Here is a 19,379-nt window from a genome sequence, read left to right on the forward strand (position 1 = left end):
AATGTACAACAAAGTTTCAACAGGATAAAAGAAAGGATAGAAAGGATGGACCAAGGGATAGAAAACATGACAGCAAGTGCTCAAGAACAAAGTGCAAGTGCGCAAGAGATGAGCACAGCAATGGACAGGGTAGCGAAAGCGGTAACAGAGATAAGTGAACAACTAGAAAGGTCAAGAAGTGTAATAGACGAACAAGTAAAACAAGGGGTAGGGATAAACGAAGAAGCGAAAGAGTTGAGTGAGTTAGCCACAGAGTTAAAAGGATTAGTTGAAAGTTTTAAGATATAAAAAGATTTATTTTGATAAAAGGCAGACTAAGTAGTCTGCCTTTTATCATTGACAAATTAATTTCACTAAAAAAACAAGTGCTATTTTTATGATATAATTTAGTAAGAATGAAAAATACGAGGGGGTGTGTAAAATGAAAAAAAAATTGTTTGTTTTCATTGTCACATCTTTATTTATCAACTTGTTTGCTGTTCAAATAAATATCGCTGTTGAATCAATAGAAGATCAAATTCAATTACTAAACTCCCAAATAGAGAATTTTGAAAAACAAAATCCAGGTATTGATGTTGAAATATATTTGATTCCAAGTTATCCAGGTTCAACTTACAAATTTTACGGGACATTTGTAGTTACCAACGCGAAAGAACCTACGATCTTATCTCTTGATATGGAGTGGATAAATGAATTTTCTCCTTTTCTTGTAAGCTTAAATCAAGACACTGAATATTTTGATGTAAACAATTTTATTCCACAAATCTTAGAAATGGTAACAATTAATGGTGAATTAAAGGCTATTCCTTATTATGTCGAAACTGGTGTTTTATATTATCGAAAGGATTTATTGGAAAAATATGGATATGAAGTACCGAAAACCTGGAATGAATTGATTACAATTGCAAAGGATATTTCCCAAAAAGAAGGAATAGAAGGATTTGTTTGGCCAGGTGCTAGATACGAAGAGTTAACAACTTTTTTCCTTGAAATTTTTTATTCTCATGGAGGTAAGATATTCGAAGGAGATAACTTTGTTCTAGAACAACCAGAAAATAAAGAAAAGGCTTTAGAAAGCCTAAAAATCTTAAATAAAATAATATCGGAAGAAATTAGTCCAAAAGGTGTAACAACTTACAGAGAAGAAGAATGCAGAAATATATTTCAAAGTGGCGATGCCGTTTTCATGAGAAACTTGAGCTATGCTTGGCATTTAATAAATAGCGAAGGTTCGGCTGTTAGTGGAAAGGTTGGGGTCGCACCTATTCCAAAAACTGAATTTACAAATCAACATGTATCTGTTCTTGAAGGAAAAGCCTTAGCGATAAATCCAAACGCTTCTGATGAAGAGAAAAAAGCTGCAAAACAATTTATAAAGTACTTGACTTCCAATGAAAGTCAAGCACAAAGATTAATACAATTAAACTTTTTACCAACTAATTTAGAAGTATTTAACGAACCAACTATCTCTGAAGTTGATCCCAATTTATTGAATTTTAGATCATCTTTAGAGAATTTAGTTTTAAAGCCAAAATCGCCCATATACACAGAAATTTCTTTTGCTATACAAAATAATGTGTATGATGCCTTAACAGGAAGAATTTCAGTAGAAAAGGCTTTAAACAACATGATAGCAGAAATAGGGTTTTTATTACGTTAAAGGATTCAATTAAAAAAATTAATATCGGAGGTGTAATTTAGTGAACAGTGTAGATCGACAACAAGTTATAAAAGACTTAGTAGTTAAGACAGATTCAAAAATAGTATTACTCGTCATGGATGGGTTGGGAGATCTGCCAAAAGATGGTAAAACTCCTCTTCAAGCTGCATACAAACCCAACATGGATGCTCTAGCCAAAGAAAGTGATTTAGGGCAAAGTGTACCTGTTCTACAAGGAGTCACTCCTGGTAGCGGTCCCGGGCATCTTTCTCTGTTTGGCTATGATTCCTTAAAGTATGACATAGGAAGAGGTATATTGGAAGCGCTTGGATTAGGAATAAAAGTGGATAAAAAGGACGTTGTTGCAAGAGGCAATTTTGCAACAATAAAAGATGGGATAATAGTTGATAGAAGAGCGGGAAGACCAGCTAGTGAAGAATCAAAGAAAATTGTAGAAATTCTCTCCAAAAATATTAAAAAAATTGAAGACGTTGATATTACTTTCTATCCAGGGAAAGAACATAGATTTGTGGTTAAATTTACAGGAGAGGGCTTATTCGATGAAGTAACGGATGCTGACCCACAAAGAGAAGGGCTGCCAATGGAATGGGCTAAGGCAACCAATCCTGATTCTGAAAAAATGGCTAATATAGCGAACAAATTGATAAAAGAGATAGGGGAAGTGTTGAAAGATCAACCAAAAATGAACTTCGCACTATTACGAGGATTTTCCAAGCATCCTCTACTGCCATCTTTTGAAGAGAACTATAAACTAAAGGCCGCTGCTATTGCCACATACCCTATGTATAAAGGACTTGCAAAATTAGTAGGAATGGAAGTGTTAGAAGCAGGACAAACAACAGAAGATGAGGTCGAAACATTGAAAAAAGTATGGAATGAATATGATTTCTTCTACTTTCATGTGAAAAAAACTGATTCCTACGGTGAAGATGGAAATTTTGAGGAAAAAGTGAAAGTAATTGAAAATACCGATAAAGCTGTGAAGGAAATTTTAAACCTCAATCCAGATGTTTTAATCATCACCGGAGACCATTCTACTCCTGCTTTACTCAAAGCACATAGTTGGCATCCTGTTCCTGTTTTGATTTATTCAAAATATGTAAGAAAAGGATTGTCTGTATCTTTTGATGAATATGAATGCGCAAAGGGAACCCTTGGAACGATATCAGCCTTGGATATTATGCCGTTAGCTTTAGCAAATGCTTTAAAACTAGAAAAGTACGGAGCTTAATCAAAGCGGGCCCTATGGCCCGCTTTTTAAATTGTATTTGAAGTATCAAAAACAAACGATTTGTGACTGATTAAATGGCAATCTTGAGAAAAAACCTTTACTGTTAGATCTTGTGTTGATTCTAAGATTACTTTATCTTGGAAAATACTGATCGTTATCTTTGCTCCCTTCCAGTAGATTTTGAAAGATAACTTCTCCCATTTTTCTGGTATCCAAGGGTTGAGATTCAAAACTCCATTCTCATCTATACTCAATCCCCCAAAACCATAGACAATGCTTTGCCATGAACCTCCCGTAGATGCAGCGTGTAATCCAAACTCTGTGTTCCCTTGATTATCTTCCAAATCAGTCATTACTGTTTTCATAAAATATTCATAGGCATTGTGATGATCTCCCACTTTCAACCCCATTATTGAATACATAGATGGACTCAAAGAAGATTTATGCATAGTCCTTTTCTCATAATAGTCATAATTCAATTTTTTCGTATTGCTATCAAATTCATCGTCTAACAACAATAAAAGCATCACCACATCTGCTTGTTTCACTAGTTGAGTTTTATCCAATTTATTGATCTCTACACCTTTAGGCCAAATCGGCATCTTGTTTTTGTCCCATTCAGTGATAATATAATCCTTCAGTTTAAAATAGCCCTCAAATTGTTCTATAAGTTCTGTATCATCAAACTTTGGAATAAATATCTTTTCCGAAATTTCTTTCCAGTTGTTGAAATCTTTTTCTGATAAACCCAAATTATTACACAGTCTATCATATTTTGTGAAATCTCTTTGTTTAAGTAAGTTAGAAATCTCATAAGCTTTTTTCAAATTCCACCTAGCTAGATAATTCGTATAGGCATTGTTATTTACATGTTCATGAAACTCATCAGGACCAATAACATTATTTATTTCATATCTATCTTTTTGTTCATTATATTCTAATCTAGATTCCCAAAATTTTGCGGTTTCAAAAAATATTTCAGCTCCATGATCAAACATGAAATTCTCATCGTTAGTAGCTCGAAAATATTCCCAATACGCAAAAGGAATATCTGCTGTAATGTGTATTTCTTCATCACCCGTCCATATTCTCACTGGATTACCCAAATAATCTTTTCCCCACTTTGGGGTGGTTTCTGAACCATTATCTGTTGACTCCCATGGGAATTGAGCACCATTGTATCCATTCAAAATGGCATTTTCCCTCGCTCCGTTTAATGTGTTATATCTGTATAGTAGAAGCGACTTTGCCGTTCCCGGTTGAGTGTATGTGAAAAACGGAACCATAAATATTTCGGTATCCCAGAATATGTGCCCTTTATATCCTTCCCCGTGTAATCCTTTAGCGGCTATACTAACATTAGGATCGCTTTTATTGGCACATGAAGTTAATTGAAAAACGTTGAATCTAATGCCTATTTGAGCTTTTTCATCACCTTTTATTTCTATATCAATATCTTCCCAAATCTTTTCCCATTCTTCACAGTGTTTTTTTAATTCTTTTTCATAACCTTCAAAGGCAAATTCTACTAAAGCTTCTTCTGAAACTTTTTCAATATCAGTTATATTATCTCTCGTTGTATAAGTTACTCCATATTTATATATAGTATAAGTTTCATTTTTTTCAAGAAAAATCTCGTAAAGTTCTTTTACTTTACTACCTAAAATTTTAAAAGAGCGATTTCTTAAAAGGTTATTATGATTTTTGTAGCAACGCAACGTTGTTGCTTCGATTACATCAATTGCTTTATCTTTTGTCGAAGATTTTAAAAATATACCCGGCTTCAAATCTTTCATTTTTAGAACATTATAATGTTTCACTTCTTTATAAGGATCGTGTACAGAATTTGTAATTGATCCATCTATTGTGTTTTCAATAATAAGTTTACCTGAAAAATTCTTCGGTATTATTTCATATTTAGCTGCCCACTTGTGTACATTATTTTTGCTAACAAATCTTTCGGCATTGATCGTTAATATTTCACCAGAACTCAATTCAACTTCTAAGTTTGTTTTTAAAACCGCTTTTCTCATATCAAGAAACCTTTTGAACCTTCTAATTTTGTGATTATCTAAATTAACTACTTTTCCATTGATATAGAATTTTATTGTTAAAGGGTCCGGATTATTCACTATCTCCTGTACTTCTGCTTCTGATTTGTCATATATACCAGCAATAAAGTTACCTTTCCATCCTTCACTTGAAAATTCGTTGAATCCTCTAAGTCCACGATAACCATTTGCTAATGTGAAAATAGTCTCGTATTTTTTGTTTTCTTTTGGATTATATTCGTCTTGTACAATTTCCCAAAGGCTCAAAATTTACTCCCTCCCAAAAGATATATTTTTAAATAAATTCAATCAAAGTAAAATTAATGTTTTTAAAATTCTTAATTACTTTATCCGCACCTTTCAATACTTCTTCTTCTCCCACACCAATAACTTTCATTCCAGCCCTTTTTGCAGCTTGAACCCCTGCAACGGCGTCTTCAAAAACGACACATTCTTCGGGCTTTAAATTTAAATAATTAGAAGCTTTTAAAAAGATTTCGGGATTAGGTTTTGCATTACTTATCATTGTTCCATCTATAACCGCATCGAAGACTTCTTCCAAATTTAATCGCTTTAAAATTAATTTTGTATTTTTACTAGCTGATGCGATTGCGATCTTAATACCTTTTCTTTTCAGATTTTTTATAAATTCTTCTACACCAGGAAGTAATTCATTTTTGTCCATGTTATTTATGTACTCAACATACCAATTATTTTTCTTTTGTGCTAGCTCTTCTTTTTCTTCATGTCTAAGGTTCAAATTTCCTAAATCTAATATAATCTCTAAACTTTTCATCCTACTAACACCTTTTAACCTTTCATTATCTTTTTTATTAAAAGGTATATTCAACTGGTCCGCAAGTTTCTTCCATGCCATATAATGATATTTTGCTGTATCGACTATCACTCCATCTAAATCGAAAATGCAGGCTTTTATCAAAGATTAATCCTCCTTTGTATTTCTAAAATCTGTACCTTCATCATCAAATTTTTTATCGTTTAACCTTTAACCGCAGCAGCTCTACCCGTTTCAACAAACTGTTTTTGAAATGAAAGAAAAATAATTATCATTGGAATCGTCATTATGATAGTTGCCGCCATCATATACTGCCAGAACGTATAATAAGACGTCTTAAAGAAGTTTAACCCTAGGGTTAAGGTGTACATCTCTTTTTGAGAAGTAATTATTAAAGGCCATTGAAAATCGTTCCAAGCACCTAAAAAGGTGTATATCGCTAACGCCCCAACAGCAGGTCTAGCATTGGGTAACACTATTCGGAAAAAAGTTCCTCCTATCCCAGCGCCATCTATTCGTGCAGCTTCTTCCATTTCTTTTGGAAAATTCATAAAGAACTGCCTCATCAAAAAAAGTCCAAAAATATTTGCCAATTTTGGGAACACCATTCCATAATACGTATTGACTAAATCCCAATTTACCATTAAAGTATATTGTGGTATCATGGTAACTTGAGCTGGAACCATCATGGTTCCTAGAAAAAGAGCGAACCACACTTCCTTTAAGGGAAATCTTAGTCTCGCAAAAGCATAACCACCCAAGGTACCTATGAGAATGTTCCCTAAGGTGATAAGGCCTGCGTATAAAACTGTATTTAAAAACCATCTCGAATACAATGGAACTACTTCAAAAACCTTCGCGTAGTTTTCAAATGTCAAAGGAGCGCCAAAAGCCTTAGGTGGCCATTCAAAGATTCGTATCTTTGGGGGCCAACTCATTACATCAGTACCTTTGGTAATACCGTTTTCGTCAACATAATTCATAGGAACAAATGAAACGAGTGCCGCCCACAAAAAAGGAAAAAGGGAAATTAAAGTGTAAACAATTAAAACAATATAAGATATTATCCTTGCAATTTTCCATTTTTTCTCTGTCATCGATTTCACCTCAATATTCTTCAGGGATGTATCTTCGCTGTAAAAACGTAATGAACATAATAATCGCAAAAAGTATTAATGCTAGCGAGGAAGCATACCCCATATTCCCATATTCAAAAGCATTTTTATATATATAAAAAGAGATCGTGATATTTCTCATATTTTCGATTAAAAAATAAATCTGATCAAACACTTGCATACAGCCAATAGTTCCCATGACTATAACAAACAAGATCTGTGGTCTTAAAAGAGGTAAAGTAATTCTCCAAAATTTCTGTCCCCCAGTCGCACCATCTATATCTGCAGCTTCATATAATGAATTGGGAATATCCTGCAGCCCTGCTAAAAAGGTAATCATAAAATATCCGGCCGTAGACCATATGTTCATGAGCATTATTGAAAATAACGCCGTATTTGGATTATTAAGCCAATCTATTGGTTGATATCCAAAATTACCGAAAAGCGTTACAAGAATTCGATTTAAGATTCCAGGTTTAGAATAAATCAACCAAAAAATCATTGAGATTGCCGCAGACGATGTTATGGCTGGTAGGAAAAATACAACTTTGTAAAATTTAACCCCCTTAACTTTTGAATTCGCTGCAACTGCTAACAAAACAGCTAAAAAAGTTTGTATTGGAACAACGATCATTGTATACAGTAAGGTATTGAAAAGGGAAATTCTAACGTAATCATCATTAAACATTCTCCGAAAATTTTCTAATCCAACAATTTGGGGCCTATATTTTTTAAATAGATCTTTTTCTTCTTTCATATAAGTTGTCATAAATTCTGAATTTGTCATAGTTGTATCTAATTTACCTTCGATAAAATCCTTCAAAAGTTCTTGGGTATCGAAATATTTAAGTATCGCTTCTTTTTGTTCCTCCGTCAAATTTATGCCAACATCATATTGAACGAAAGATAGTACATCAAACCAATCTTCTATTTCATCAACTGATTTCACATCTGTCTGGAACATACCAAGGTGAAGCTCAATAGCTTCTTGCGGGTTAAGAGGTGCCTTGAATTTTTGTGTTTCTAAAGGATTAAAATTGGTAAAACTATAATAAAATATCATAATAATTGGGTATATAACAAATAATAAAACTATAATTATAACAGGGGAAGCGAACACATACCCAGATATTGCTTCTCTAGTTTTAGGTTTCACAAAATCACCTCTTTTCTTAAAAAATGATGAGGGGTAACCCCTCATCATTTAATTCACTTGAATAAAAGCCTTGAAGACAACTAGTCTGATTTACTGAGTTACCCAAGAATTGTAATTCTTTTCGATAGAATTAACAGCTTCTTCGATAGTAATTCTTCCTGCAAAAAGGTCATTTAGTAACGAATTCAAATAATCGTTTGCCTTTGCAAATATACCGGTAGGAGTAGGAACTCTCCATGGGTAACCAAATTCAACTGAATCATAGAACACCTGCTTCATAGGATCTGTATCTTTAGCAGCTACACTTTGCCTTGAACCAAGAACCCCAGCCTTTTCAACGAAAATTTCTTGTCCTTCAGTTACTAAGAATTTTAAAACCTCCCAAGCTTCGTCCTTGTGTAGGGATTGTCTATTCATCCCCCAAGCAACGGTATATATCATAGTGGATGCCTCAACAAGACTTGGTATTTCAACTATACCTGTCTTTTCTTCAACGTTTGGAAAAGATTCTCTTATATATCCCAAAGCCCAAGGGCCTTCCATTACCATAGCAGTCATCTCTTTAGCAAAAGCATCTCCAAGCCACCCCGCACCCAAAGTGGATGGTAGATAAGCCAAATCGTATTTTGTAGCTAGTTCAGTATAAAACTTTAAGGCAGCCACCGCTTCTTTTTCGGTTAAGGCAGTTGATAAATCTTCTTTCACCAATCTTCCACCAAAGCTATGAATTAATGGAATCAACCTGTTGAAATCTGCTGCCAAAGATAAAGGTGTATCGTACCCTCTTTCTTTCAATAAAGCTGCTTTGTACAACAAATCAAACCACGTATCATCACTAGTAGGATAAGGAACTCCGTATTCATCAAAAATCTCTTTGTTGTAGAAAAGCGCAAGAGTTGAGAAATCTTTAGCTACTCCATATATTCTATTGTTAAATGTGAACGCATCCACCAAGTTGGGATAGAAGTCGTCAATATCAAAGTTATCTCTTTGTATGTAAAGATCTAAAGGTTGTAAAACATTGGCTCTTGCAAGCTCTTCGAAAACATACACATCTACATAGAACAGATCAGGCCCTTGACCACCAGATAACCTAGTCATAAGCGTTTGTTTGTAATCTCCGGCAATAGGATCCCATCTGACTTGGATATCTTGATGAGAAGAGTTGAATTTTTGAACAATCTCGTTTATAGCTGATTCTTCAGCAGGGTTCCCAGGCCATCCGGTGATGGTAATAGTAACAGCAGAAAAAGATGAACCTACCAACAAAACCATTAAAACAAATAAAGCTAACTTTCTCATACAATACTACCTCCTTTAAAGTGTTTTTTATGATACTAAATGTGTTTCTGAATAAAACTCAATGTGCTTTGTCTCTTAATTAATTTTGAAGGAACAACCATAGAAATCGTTTCTTTCCCATTTGCCATGTTATCCACTGCCTGTGCAGCACTGTAACCAATTTTTATAATGTTCTGGTCGATGGTACTCAAACCCACAAATTCGGAAAGCGGGATATTATCGTATCCAATAATCGGTACTTCTATATTCAAACCCTTCAAAAATTTCATAGTTGCATAAGCCATAATATCTGAGGCACAAAATATACCATCATATTCAAATCCTTTTTTTAGAATAGATTTTAATATTTCAACTGTTTTGTCTTCATCAAAATCACCAAATTCTACGTCTACTTCAACCCCCAAGTCCTTCTGAGCACTTTTGACCCCTGTTAATCTTTGCTCTGAGACAGGAATTCCCATATTACCACTAATATAAAGAATCTTTTTACATTTTATCTGTTTTAAATGTTTGATAGCCATATAAGATCCAGCTACGTTATCACTGTCAATGTATACAAAATTGTTTTCATCATTTCTTCCTATAACAACATATGGAAATTTTTCTTTATTTAAAAGATTCACCCTTTCATCATTTTTTCTAATATCTAATAGAATAAAACCATCGACAATCTTACTTTTTATCATATTACTGTAATATTCAGCTACATTGCCATTTTCATGGATATCTACGATAAGTTTAAGACCTTGTATAGAAAAGTAATTTAAAACTCCTTTTAAAAATTTTGTGGAGTAAGTATCTTCTAAAACCTTTCCACCTTTCACAGAGAAAATAACAGCGTAAATCCCCGTTTTTTTTCTTCTTAAAGAAGTTGCTATCCTATCCGGTTTATAATCATATTTCTGTATTATTTTCATAATCTTGTTTTTTGTTTCAAGGCTTACTTTATCGGAATCATTCAACACACGCGAAACTGTCGCTACAGATACATTTGCCATTTTAGCAATATCTTTTATTTTTAAAGCCATAACAATTACCTCTCAAGATAATATTTGTAATCGTTTACAAAAAAATAGAATAGATTTGATTTATTTAATACCTTTAAATAAAGAGCTTTAAGTCTAAATTTTTTAAATTATTTTCAAGAATAAGCTGTATTGATGTAATCGGTTACATTAATTATATACCAAAATTTCAAAATCAACAAGTTCAATTATAGGCGTTTAAGGATGATTAAAGTCATTTAAAGCTGATTATTTTGAAAATCCTTCATTTTTCTCAATATTTATATTTTTTGATATAATCTATAAAACTATTGAAAAAATTTAATGAAAGGAGAATTGGAATAACGATAAGAGCTAAAGAACTTTCTTTAATAGCCATATTTGTTTCTCTAATGTGTATAGGCTCACAGATTATTATTCCACTGGGTCCTATACCTTTTACCCTTCAACTACTTTTTGTGTTTTTGACGGGATACTTTTTCTCTCCAAGAAAGGCTTTTGCTATTCAAATGATCTACTTATTATTGGGTGTAATAGGCTTACCGGTATTTGCAGGCTTCTCAGGAGGGATTGTTCACATTTTAGGACCTTCTGGTGGTTTTTTAGTTTCTTTCCCCTTAGCTGCTATTTGTATTAGTTTTCTTAAATTCAAAAAAGGTTTTTCAGATTATTCCTCTGGTTTATTAGGATTATGTGTAATTTACTCTATAGGTTGGATTTGGTTAGGAATATATACGGAAAGCCTTCTTCTATCTTTTAAGGTAGGTGTATTACCTTTTATATTATTTGATCTCATCAAAATGGTTATTTCAATTTATCTGAAAAAATTGATAGAGTCAAGATTAAAACTGATTTCATCTTTTTGATACTTTCAAAAACTATTCGTTCTTTATCAAGGTCGGTTTTTTTCTTATCCATTTCAACGCTATTCTTTCAAAAAATCTCATAATTCGAGTCCATAATCCTTCTTTTTTAGACAGAGGGTTAACTTTTATTGTGTAAAATCCTAAGGCATTTCCCAAAGCAACATCCGTGAAAAGTTGATCCCCAATCACTACGCCCTCCCCAGGTTTGTAACCATGAAATTTTATTTTTTTTCTGATTTTAAACCTTAATGGCTTCATTGCAGAAGTCAATAAATCTACCCCTAACTCACTTAATTGTATATCTAAATTCTTAAAACTCTTTTTTGAACTATTACTTGCTATTAATATATAGAATCCGAGATCTTTTAATTTTAAAAAGAGGTCAATGACTTCTGGTTGTAAATAATCACTATGCCATTCGTTGAGGGTATTATCAAAGTCAAAAACTAAAATTTTATACCCCTTCTCTTTTAGGTGCTGGTAATCAATATCAAATACACTTTTTTCAAATTCATTTGGACCTACTAAATCAATAGCTCTAAAAAACCAACCTATCGTATAAAAAAACACGTTGTAAGCAAATTTCGTAAATCCAGCCATAAATTGTTTAAACTTATTTTCGAGGCCGTAAGTGTATGGATTTATCAAAATCGTATACAACCCCAGACGATTTCCTGCGCTAATATCTGTGATAAAAAGATCACCTATAATAACCGTTTCTGATTCTTTGGAATCAAGCTCTTCTAAAACAGATTTTAATTTTTTAGGATTAGGTTTTTTCATACTTGTATGTACTTTTACCCTTCCGTTAGTCAGTTTTTCAATTCTTTTTACCTTTTCCCTTTTGGCATTGGTAACTATTGCAACTTTAAAACCATCGTTTATTAATTTGTTTAAAAGATTCACGGTTTTGTCGGGAATGTTGTCGTCTCTCCAAACAGTAATTGTAAAATCATAATCCATAAGAATAGTATTGAAACCAAGCTTTTTTAATTTTTCATAGTCAACAGAGTATATATCAGGACTATATTCTCTAGGTATTGGAATGTATTTAAATAATCCCGTTATGCGGTTCAATACTTATAACCTCCACTTTTATGTCAGAATTTTTTAAAGAGTTGAGTAAAGTTAATGCTTCATCGACTAAACCTGCTGGTACTATTATTTTAAAATACCCATTCTCTTGTTTTTTCCTAACATTCATTATGTGAGCTTCAGCTTCGACCAGATAAATTAAAAGGTGAATGTCTTCTTTTGCAATATCTATGTAGATATCGTATTCAGGATGCAATTTTTCTTTCTCCATTAACTTATTTTTCCTCCTAGTAAATAGTTTTAGCGCCCCTTCGCCCCGCAGCCCGCCCAAAAAGATAAAAGGGGATTTCGCCCCGCAGCTCTCCCTAAAGGAAAAAGAAGTCTTACCCCTTTGCCAGACTCCCTACCCTACATGTCTTTATCCATCAACCTACTACAGAATTTCAGAAGATACAGTCGCTAATTCTGATCTTTCACCTTTTTTCATTGTAATATTGGCAGATAAAGGATTTTCTTTAAATTTTGAAGCGGTGTAGACTAAACCGTTAGATGAACTGTCCAAATAGGGGTTATCTATTTGATATGGGTCTCCAGTTAATACAATTTTTGTGCCTTCTCCAACTCGAGTTAAGATAGTTTTTACTTCAGCTGGGGTTAAATTTTGAGCTTCGTCAACTATCATATATTGGTTTGGGATTGTTCTTCCTCTTATATATGAAAGTACCTCTATCTCTAATAAATCTTTCTTAGTTAAATATTCTTCTGGTTTTTTACCGCTACCCTTGAATAACAAATCTAAATTATCATATATAGGTTGTAACCAGGGGCGCATTTTTTCTTCTATATCTCCGGGTATATATCCGATATCCTTCCCCATCGGTATAACAGGCTTTGAAACCAAGAGCTTATTGTACAACTTTTCAACTTGCACACAGTATAACCCTGCTGCCAATGCTAGTAACGTCTTACCAGTTCCAGCCTTACCAACTAGCGTCACAAAAGGTATGTCAGGGTTTAAAAGTGCATCCAAGGAAAAAACTTGTTCTACATTTCTAGGTTTTATTCCAAAAATTTCGCTTTCAAAATCTATCAAAATTGATTGAAACTTCTTTGACTTAGAATCATATCTTAAAAATAAGTCTCCATAGTTAAGATATGTATTTGGAAAAGGTTCTTCTTTGAACCCTAATTCTGAAAAATCGTATTCATTCTTCTTTTCAACCTCTTTCTCCGGGTTTTCTATTGTATGATAACCATCAGGCAGAAGTTTTATATCTATTTTATCCGTCAAATAATCTTGACTTTCTAATCCTAATGCATCAGCTTTGATCCTCAGATTTAAATCTTTACTTACAATTATTGTTGGTAAGTTGTCTGTTTTTTTTAAAAACATGGCGTAATATAATATGAAATCATCTTTTGATTCCCCAAGGTAAGTAGGAATTTTATGTTTTTCATCATTTTTTTCGAGGGCTAAGATTTTCAATGTACCTCCGCTAGGCAATTTTATCCCCTTATGTAATGGTGTCCCGTTTCTAAAGCTATCTAAAATTCTGTTTACCTCTCTGGCGGATTTAGCAACTTTATCGCTTCTTGTTTTTAACTTATCTATTTCTTCTATTACTGGAAATGGGATCAAAACATTGTTATCCTGAAAATTGAGAATACTGTTAGGATCATGAATCAAAACATTTGTATCGATAATGAAATTCTTAACCAAAATCAATCACCCCATTTTTTAATAAAATTGGTTATTGCTTCGAAAGAAAAAAGTTTTATATATTTTTGGAAAAGTTTGGCTGTAGATAAAGCATCATCCCAAGCTCTATGAAATTGTTTTATCCCTAAATTGAATTTTTTCGAAAGGAATTCAAGATTGTATGGACCTTTATCAAAATAGTATTTTGAAATCTCGAGAGTGTCAATATAGTAATTGTCAATTGAAAACATTCCACTTTCTTTTGCAGCAATATCTAAAAACCTCAGATCCATTTTTACGTTATGTGATACAATTATAGAATCATCAACATACTCTTTAAATCTTGGAAAAACTTCCGATAAAGATGGAGCGTTAGAAATATCTTGATTATTTAATTTATGAAATTTCGAGACCTCTCCCGGTATGAATATATTTGGATTTACCAAGGTATGAAATGCATATTTGAAATTAATTTTTTTATTGTATATAGGAATTGCAGCAATTTCTATAATTCTATCTCCAAACTCTGGGTTCAAACCAGTTGTTTCAAAATCTAAGGCTAAAAAAACTTTATCTTTAACTTTCATCCTGATCTTACCTCCACGAATAAATTATATCATATGATTTAAAAATTTTTGGTCTTGATTTAAATAGTCAATTTAAGGTATAATTGTTACTAGTGAAGAGCGTCTGTAGCTCAACTGGATAGAGCGTCGGACTTCGGATCCGAAGGTTGTGGGTTCAAATCCCACCAGATGCGCCATTTGTCTCATATAAGTCGAAATTATAAACAAAACATTACAGGGAGGTATCATTCATGGCAGAAATGGAAGTACTAAAAGTAGCTGCTAATTCAAATCCAGTTGCTGTTGCCGGTGCTTTAGCTGCTATCATTAGAGATAAAGGAAGCGCTGAGTTACAGGCTATAGGAGCCGGCGCAGTTAATCAAGCTGTCAAAGCTATAGCAATAGCCAGGGGGTACGTAGCTCCTAGCGGAATCGATTTGGTTTGTGTTCCAGCATTTTCGGATGTTGAAATTGAAGGGGAAGAGAGAACGGCAATTAAATTTTTGGTTAAAGCAAGAGACTAAAAGAGGCTATGCCTCTTTTAGTTTTTTTAATTTTAGAATTAAAAAATATGCGTGTTTTTAGTTTTTTTTCATTTAGCTGTGTTATAATTGTTTTAGTTTCACTTCAACAAATTATTATATAAAGGGGGAAAGTACAAATGGACGTTTTGAAGGAATTGGAAAATATGTTAGAAACGTTGGCCGACAAATACAATGAATTAAAAAAAGAAAAAAACGATCTTCAAACTCAGTACGATGAATTGTTCAGTGAGTATGAAAAAATAAACAATGAAAAAGAAGAGATGGGACGTGAACTAGAAGAATTAAGAAGAAAAAATGACGAAATCGAAAACCATCTAAATCAGCTAAAAAGTTCCCTGATATCAAGATTAGGAGATGAGTTTAGAACCGGAGAATTTGATAATCCGGCATCTTCAAATACCTCATTCCAAGATGAACCGGATCAAAATAGATATTAATTGATTCACTAAAAACATTTAAGGATGAAAAATCATGAAGAATTATCGCTCAATTGAAGTAAAAATCTTAGGAAAAGATTATAAATATAAAGTGGACGAACCCGAGGATGTTATAAACGAAATTTTAGAAAACATAAAATCCGAAGTTGAAACTTATGCAAAAAAAATCGGTGGAGAAGAAGTGGATTATATCTTTCTCCTATTGCTTCTAAACGAAAGATTAAACAGTATAAGAACAAAACAAGAAATCAAGCATATGGTTGATAAATTCAGCGATATGTTGAATACAGCACTTAAAAGCAATGAAGAAGGCAGCGATGATCAAAGTAAAAGTATTCAATGGGGGTAAGATATTTTCCAATTATGAAAATAGGTCTTTTTGATTCAGGAATAGGTGGCTTAACAGTCTTAAAAAAAGTGATAGAAAATTTTGGTAATCATGAGTATTTTTATCTAGCTGATAATTTAAATGTACCTTATGGTTCAAAGCCTATTTCTTTTTTAAGAGAAAATTTAAAAAATATACTATCTTTTTTCAACAAGAAGAAAGTAGATCTTTTAATTTCTGCATGTAATACAACAGATTCTATTGTAAAAAAAACAAATTTCGACACGAAAAATTACAGTTTCTCATATGTAAGTATAATTGACAACGCTATAAAAACAATAGAAAGGAACGATTCTGTTCTTTTGTTAGCCACCGAAAACACTATTAATTTGGGTGCTTATAAGGAAGCTCTTATAAAGAAAAAAATAACCAATCTCGAAGAAAAAGCATGCCCTTTGTTCGTTCCACTTATAGAAGAAGGTTATTGGGACGGACAGATGGCAGAATCTGTATTGAGATTTTATTTACAAGATTCCAAATCCAAGTATCACAAAGTAATATTAGGATGCACTCATTATCCAATTTTAGAAAAACAAATTAGAAAATACACTAATTCTTCCATCGTTGACCCAGCAGATGGAATAGTTGGTTTTTTGAAAAATGAGATCAATTTAGAGAAAACAGATGGAAAAATTAGAGTGAATTATTTAGTTACAGGAAATACTGAGAAATTCAAATTGCTTTCCAAAATATTTATGAAAGACGTAAAGTATCATCCTATTTTTAAAAAAATTGAATTAGAAAGCACTTAAGGGTGATTGATAATATTGCAAACAAAACCAACTGTTTTTTTAATAACCGGATTATCAGGAGCGGGTAAGACCTTATTATTACAATCTCTAGAAGACGAAGGATATTATACAGTTGACAACATACCTCCTCATTTAATAGAACATTTTTTAAACATTTTATGTACAAGCAATGTTAAAAAACTTGCTATAGTAAGCGATATTAGATGGAAAAATCCAGATAAATTGAACGAACTATTTAAAAATGTTGAAAGTTTAGCCAAATGTAATATGGAAATTCATAAAGTCTTTTTAAAAGCTGATAAAAGTGAGTTAATCAACAGATACAAAAAAAGCAGAAGAACCCACCCTTTAGGCCTTTCCTTAGAAAACGCTATAGATGAAGAAATGAAAGTTATGTCAGAAATAGAAAGTTATTGTGACATTGTTATCGATACTTCCTCAACTGAACCAACCGAGTTTAAAAAAAGATTCTTTCAGATGATAAAAGAAGATATGAAAAAACTAAAGTTAAATTTTATTAGTTTTGGATTTAAAAACGGTATTCCACCAATCTCTGATTATGTTTTTGACGTGAGATATCTCCCAAATCCTTTTTATTTTCCAGAGATGTATGAACTTACTGGTTTAGATATGAAAGTAATTGAATTCCTTGAAAAATTTAAAGAAACTCATGAAACTGTCGAGAAGATTGCTAATTTAGCGAAATTTATCCAAGATAAATATTCTGAAAGTGGTCGTATAGAAGCATATTTTTGCATAGGTTGCACAGGAGGGCAACATAGATCGGTTTACGTTGCTCAGAAGGTTTATGAAATTTTAAAAAATGAAGGTAGAGAAGTAAGTATAGATCATAGAGATATAGAACGATAACATGGAAATTTTCGTCAGGTGGGTTGATACTGTGAAAAATATAGTAACTATTGGTGGTGGAACGGGAACAAGTCAAATATTAAGGGGATTGAAATGGAATCAAGATCTCGATATTGTTTCCATTGTTACCGTTACAGATGATGGAGGAAGCTCAGGAATATTGCGTGAAGATTTCAATATACTGCCACCAGGAGATATTAGGAACAACATCTTAGCTTTGGCTGAACAGGAAACCTTTCTTACTAAATTACTTAAATATCGATTTAATGAAGGCTTCTTAAAAAATCATAATCTTGGTAACATAATTTTGCTAGCATTAACTCGAATTAACGGTAATAATTTCCCTTTAGCGATAAAAACGTTGTCTGAAGCGCTGAAAATAAGGGGAAAGGTCTTTCCTGCTTCTTTGGATTCTCTAAAACTTGTAGCAGAACTTGACGATGGTGAAATTATTTTTGGGGAAACATCAATTGTGTTGAAAAATAAAAATATAAAAAGAATCTGGTTGGACGGCAATGCCGAGGCATTTGATGAAAGCGTTATGGCTATTCAAAAAGCTGATATAATAATTTTTGGGCCTGGCAGTTTATATACGAGTATTATCCCCAATATATTGGTAGACGGAATAAGAAACGCAATCAATTTATGCAAAGCTAGGAAAGTATATATTGCGAATATTATGACACAACCCGGAGAAACGACTAATTATTCTTTGAAAGATCATGTTAAAGAATTAGAAAATTATTTAGGTGAAGAATTAGATTACATCATAGCCAACAAATCAAATTTACCAGACGAAATAATTCAAAGATACCAGAAAATGGGATCTATCCCAGTAAAATTGGATATGGAAGCAGATAGAAGAGTAATGATATCAGATTTGGTTTATATTATAAACGATGAGGAACCGAAAATTAGACATGATCCAAAAAAAACATCAGAGTTGATTTTAAAATGCGTTCGATGAATTCCTTTTCAGAAGCACTAAAATTGAGTCTTGTGAATAGTGATTATATTTTCCCAGAAGCTGAGTTCTATGGTTTTTTCATAGGAAAAGGGGAAATTATTGAAAAAGAAACTAAAAAATTGATAAAAATATCCATAACATCTTTGAATAGTTTTAAAAGATTATATAAACTTTGCAAATATTTTTTCACCGATAAATTTGAAGTACAATTTAACAACGAAAAAAGGTTAAATCTCGGAGGAACAGGTTCTATATTCTTAAACTATCAAACAACAGATAAAATATTAAAGAAAAAAAATATTTGTTTAACTAAAAATAGATTTTCCCCACTTTTAAAAAAAGATCCAGTAATTTTTGGATCTTTTATTAAAGGTTTATTGTTATCTTGTGGGTCTATATCAGTAAAAGAATCTTATCATTTAGAATTCAATTTGAAAACAAACAATATATTTAAAGAGGATTTAGTTAGAACATTTAAAAGTCTTTTGGGTGTAAATGCCAGATTTTTTAATAGAAGTAAAGGCTCGAAAGTATACATAAAATCACGCGATGACATTTTGAATATCCTTGAACTTCTCAATGCCAAGGAAAAAGTAAAAGAACTAAGTGAATTAATGGATATAAGGGATTTACGTAGCAACGTTACAAGGACTATTAATTTAATATCTGCTAATTCATCAAAAACAGCTCATAGCTCAATAAAGCAAATTAACGATATACAAATTATTCAAGAAAGCATTGGTTTAGATAGTTTACCAAACGACCTAAAACAAATTGCTGCTTTTAGATTAGAAAATGAAGATGCAAGTTTGAGTAACATGGCAGAATCTTTATCAATGAAAAAATCTACCTTGTACAACAAACTAAAAAAAATTTCAAAAATTGCTGAATCTCTAAAAAATACCTAATTTAGGTAAA

Annotated in this window: 20 protein-coding genes, 1 tRNA gene and 1 pseudogene; 12 read left to right on the plus strand and 10 right to left on the minus strand. The window is 32.4% G+C overall.

Annotated elements, in window-relative coordinates; translation table 11 throughout:
- The 3 genes and pseudogenes from X927_RS01970 to X927_RS01980 all read left to right on the plus strand — a co-directional run.
- Nucleotides 1-288, plus strand: a pseudogene (locus tag X927_RS01970) (methyl-accepting chemotaxis protein); the annotation flags it as partial.
- A gap of 133 nt (nucleotides 289-421) precedes the next feature.
- On the plus strand, nucleotides 422-1,660 hold the full coding sequence (locus tag X927_RS01975; RefSeq protein WP_103076436.1) for an ABC transporter substrate-binding protein: 1,239 nt from the start codon (nucleotides 422-424) through the stop codon (nucleotides 1,658-1,660).
- Between the two features lie 40 nt (nucleotides 1,661-1,700).
- Nucleotides 1,701-2,912, plus strand: a complete 1,212-nt coding sequence (locus X927_RS01980; protein ID WP_103076437.1) for a 2,3-bisphosphoglycerate-independent phosphoglycerate mutase — start codon at nucleotides 1,701-1,703, stop codon at nucleotides 2,910-2,912.
- Between the two features lie 26 nt (nucleotides 2,913-2,938).
- On the opposite strand, the gene X927_RS01985 is transcribed toward X927_RS01980, so the two are convergent.
- From X927_RS01985 to X927_RS02010, 6 genes are all read right to left on the minus strand, one after another.
- Nucleotides 2,939-5,230 carry a glycoside hydrolase family 65 protein gene (locus tag X927_RS01985; RefSeq protein ID WP_103076438.1) on the minus strand — a complete coding sequence of 764 codons (2,292 nt, stop codon included), beginning with the start codon at nucleotides 5,228-5,230 and terminating at the stop codon, nucleotides 2,939-2,941.
- 28 nt (nucleotides 5,231-5,258) lie between these two features.
- Nucleotides 5,259-5,903, minus strand: coding sequence for a beta-phosphoglucomutase (gene pgmB, locus X927_RS01990; protein ID WP_103076439.1), 645 nt, complete (start codon nucleotides 5,901-5,903; stop codon nucleotides 5,259-5,261).
- Between the two features lie 59 nt (nucleotides 5,904-5,962).
- Nucleotides 5,963-6,856, minus strand: a complete 894-nt coding sequence (locus X927_RS01995; RefSeq protein ID WP_103076440.1) for a carbohydrate ABC transporter permease — start codon at nucleotides 6,854-6,856, stop codon at nucleotides 5,963-5,965.
- A gap of 10 nt (nucleotides 6,857-6,866) precedes the next feature.
- Entirely contained in the window at nucleotides 6,867-8,030 is a 1,164-nt protein-coding gene (locus X927_RS02000) for a carbohydrate ABC transporter permease (protein WP_245855449.1), read from the minus strand.
- Between the two features lie 90 nt (nucleotides 8,031-8,120).
- Entirely contained in the window at nucleotides 8,121-9,332 is a 1,212-nt protein-coding gene (locus tag X927_RS02005) for an ABC transporter substrate-binding protein (RefSeq protein WP_103076442.1), read from the minus strand.
- Between the two features lie 35 nt (nucleotides 9,333-9,367).
- The gene (locus X927_RS02010) at nucleotides 9,368-10,360 is read right to left on the minus strand and encodes a LacI family DNA-binding transcriptional regulator (RefSeq protein WP_103076443.1); all 993 of its coding nucleotides are present in this window, start codon (nucleotides 10,358-10,360) and stop codon (nucleotides 9,368-9,370) included.
- Nucleotides 10,361-10,647: 287 nt separating this feature from the next.
- Here X927_RS02010 and X927_RS02015 point away from each other — a divergent pair, with 287 nt between their 5' ends.
- A complete protein-coding gene (locus X927_RS02015; RefSeq protein WP_211287790.1) occupies nucleotides 10,648-11,202 on the plus strand; it encodes a biotin transporter BioY in 555 nt (184 codons plus the stop codon).
- A 12-nt stretch (nucleotides 11,203-11,214) separates the two neighbouring features.
- Here the strand turns inward: X927_RS02015 and X927_RS02020 are convergent, their stop codons facing one another.
- The 4 genes from X927_RS02020 to X927_RS02035 all read right to left on the minus strand — a co-directional run bounded on the left by X927_RS02020 (nucleotide 11,215) and on the right by X927_RS02035 (nucleotide 14,523).
- Nucleotides 11,215-12,279: a YqeG family HAD IIIA-type phosphatase gene (locus X927_RS02020; RefSeq protein WP_103076444.1), complete on the minus strand. Its 1,065-nt coding sequence runs from the start codon at nucleotides 12,277-12,279 to the stop codon at nucleotides 11,215-11,217.
- On the minus strand, nucleotides 12,254-12,508 hold the full coding sequence (locus X927_RS02025; RefSeq protein ID WP_103076445.1) for a DUF4911 domain-containing protein: 255 nt from the start codon (nucleotides 12,506-12,508) through the stop codon (nucleotides 12,254-12,256). The genes X927_RS02020 and X927_RS02025 overlap by 26 nt, the downstream gene beginning before the upstream one ends.
- Nucleotides 12,509-12,670: 162 nt before the next feature.
- The gene (locus X927_RS02030; protein ID WP_103076446.1) at nucleotides 12,671-13,957 is read right to left on the minus strand and encodes a PhoH family protein; all 1,287 of its coding nucleotides are present in this window, start codon (nucleotides 13,955-13,957) and stop codon (nucleotides 12,671-12,673) included.
- A 2-nt stretch (nucleotides 13,958-13,959) separates the two neighbouring features.
- The gene (locus X927_RS02035; protein WP_103076447.1) at nucleotides 13,960-14,523 is read right to left on the minus strand and encodes a 3'-5' exonuclease; all 564 of its coding nucleotides are present in this window, start codon (nucleotides 14,521-14,523) and stop codon (nucleotides 13,960-13,962) included.
- A 99-nt stretch (nucleotides 14,524-14,622) separates the two neighbouring features.
- Here X927_RS02035 and X927_RS02040 point away from each other — a divergent pair.
- The 8 genes from X927_RS02040 to whiA all read left to right on the plus strand — a co-directional run bounded on the left by X927_RS02040 (nucleotide 14,623) and on the right by whiA (nucleotide 19,369).
- Nucleotides 14,623-14,699, plus strand: a tRNA-Arg gene (locus X927_RS02040).
- A gap of 63 nt (nucleotides 14,700-14,762) precedes the next feature.
- On the plus strand, nucleotides 14,763-15,026 hold the full coding sequence (locus X927_RS02045; protein WP_041534184.1) for a stage V sporulation protein S: 264 nt from the start codon (nucleotides 14,763-14,765) through the stop codon (nucleotides 15,024-15,026).
- Between the two features lie 137 nt (nucleotides 15,027-15,163).
- Complete coding sequence (locus X927_RS02050; RefSeq protein ID WP_012208005.1) at nucleotides 15,164-15,484, plus strand: coiled-coil domain-containing protein; 321 nt, start codon at nucleotides 15,164-15,166, stop codon at nucleotides 15,482-15,484.
- 34 nt (nucleotides 15,485-15,518) lie between these two features.
- Nucleotides 15,519-15,833 (plus strand): cell division protein ZapA, encoded by a 315-nt coding sequence (gene zapA / locus X927_RS02055; protein WP_103076448.1) that lies wholly within the window; start codon nucleotides 15,519-15,521, stop codon nucleotides 15,831-15,833.
- 14 nt (nucleotides 15,834-15,847) lie between these two features.
- The gene (murI, locus tag X927_RS02060; protein ID WP_245855450.1) at nucleotides 15,848-16,624 is read left to right on the plus strand and encodes a glutamate racemase; all 777 of its coding nucleotides are present in this window, start codon (nucleotides 15,848-15,850) and stop codon (nucleotides 16,622-16,624) included.
- Nucleotides 16,625-16,639: 15 nt separating this feature from the next.
- Nucleotides 16,640-17,494: an RNase adapter RapZ gene (gene rapZ, locus X927_RS02065; RefSeq protein ID WP_169925093.1), complete on the plus strand. Its 855-nt coding sequence runs from the start codon at nucleotides 16,640-16,642 to the stop codon at nucleotides 17,492-17,494.
- A gap of 31 nt (nucleotides 17,495-17,525) precedes the next feature.
- On the plus strand, nucleotides 17,526-18,461 hold the full coding sequence (locus X927_RS02070) for a gluconeogenesis factor YvcK family protein (protein WP_103076451.1): 936 nt from the start codon (nucleotides 17,526-17,528) through the stop codon (nucleotides 18,459-18,461).
- On the plus strand, nucleotides 18,449-19,369 hold the full coding sequence (gene whiA / locus X927_RS02075; RefSeq protein ID WP_103076452.1) for a DNA-binding protein WhiA: 921 nt from the start codon (nucleotides 18,449-18,451) through the stop codon (nucleotides 19,367-19,369). The genes X927_RS02070 and whiA overlap by 13 nt, the downstream gene beginning before the upstream one ends.
- Nucleotides 19,370-19,379 lie beyond the last annotated feature (10 nt).

This window comes from Petrotoga mexicana DSM 14811, assembly GCF_002895565.1.
Lineage (GTDB): Bacteria > Thermotogota > Thermotogae > Petrotogales > Petrotogaceae > Petrotoga > Petrotoga mexicana.

What these genes read in the sequence shown, in the direction of transcription:
- X927_RS01975 (WP_103076436.1), top strand. Translation starts at nt 422, where the DNA reads ATGAAAAAAAAATTGTTTGTTTTCATTGTCACATCTTTATTTATCAAC.
- X927_RS01995 (WP_103076440.1), bottom strand. Translation starts at nt 6,856, where the DNA reads ATGACAGAGAAAAAATGGAAAATTGCAAGGATAATATCTTATATTGTT.
- X927_RS02005 (WP_103076442.1), bottom strand. Translation starts at nt 9,332, where the DNA reads ATGAGAAAGTTAGCTTTATTTGTTTTAATGGTTTTGTTGGTAGGTTCA.
- X927_RS02010 (WP_103076443.1), bottom strand. Translation starts at nt 10,360, where the DNA reads ATGGCTTTAAAAATAAAAGATATTGCTAAAATGGCAAATGTATCTGTA.
- X927_RS02025 (WP_103076445.1), bottom strand. Translation starts at nt 12,508, where the DNA reads ATGGAGAAAGAAAAATTGCATCCTGAATACGATATCTACATAGATATT.
- X927_RS02035 (WP_103076447.1), bottom strand. Translation starts at nt 14,523, where the DNA reads ATGAAAGTTAAAGATAAAGTTTTTTTAGCCTTAGATTTTGAAACAACT.
- X927_RS02045 (WP_041534184.1), top strand. Translation starts at nt 14,763, where the DNA reads ATGGAAGTACTAAAAGTAGCTGCTAATTCAAATCCAGTTGCTGTTGCC.
- X927_RS02050 (WP_012208005.1), top strand. Translation starts at nt 15,164, where the DNA reads ATGGACGTTTTGAAGGAATTGGAAAATATGTTAGAAACGTTGGCCGAC.
- zapA (WP_103076448.1), top strand. Translation starts at nt 15,519, where the DNA reads ATGAAGAATTATCGCTCAATTGAAGTAAAAATCTTAGGAAAAGATTAT.
- murI (WP_245855450.1), top strand. Translation starts at nt 15,848, where the DNA reads ATGAAAATAGGTCTTTTTGATTCAGGAATAGGTGGCTTAACAGTCTTA.
- whiA (WP_103076452.1), top strand. Translation starts at nt 18,449, where the DNA reads ATGCGTTCGATGAATTCCTTTTCAGAAGCACTAAAATTGAGTCTTGTG.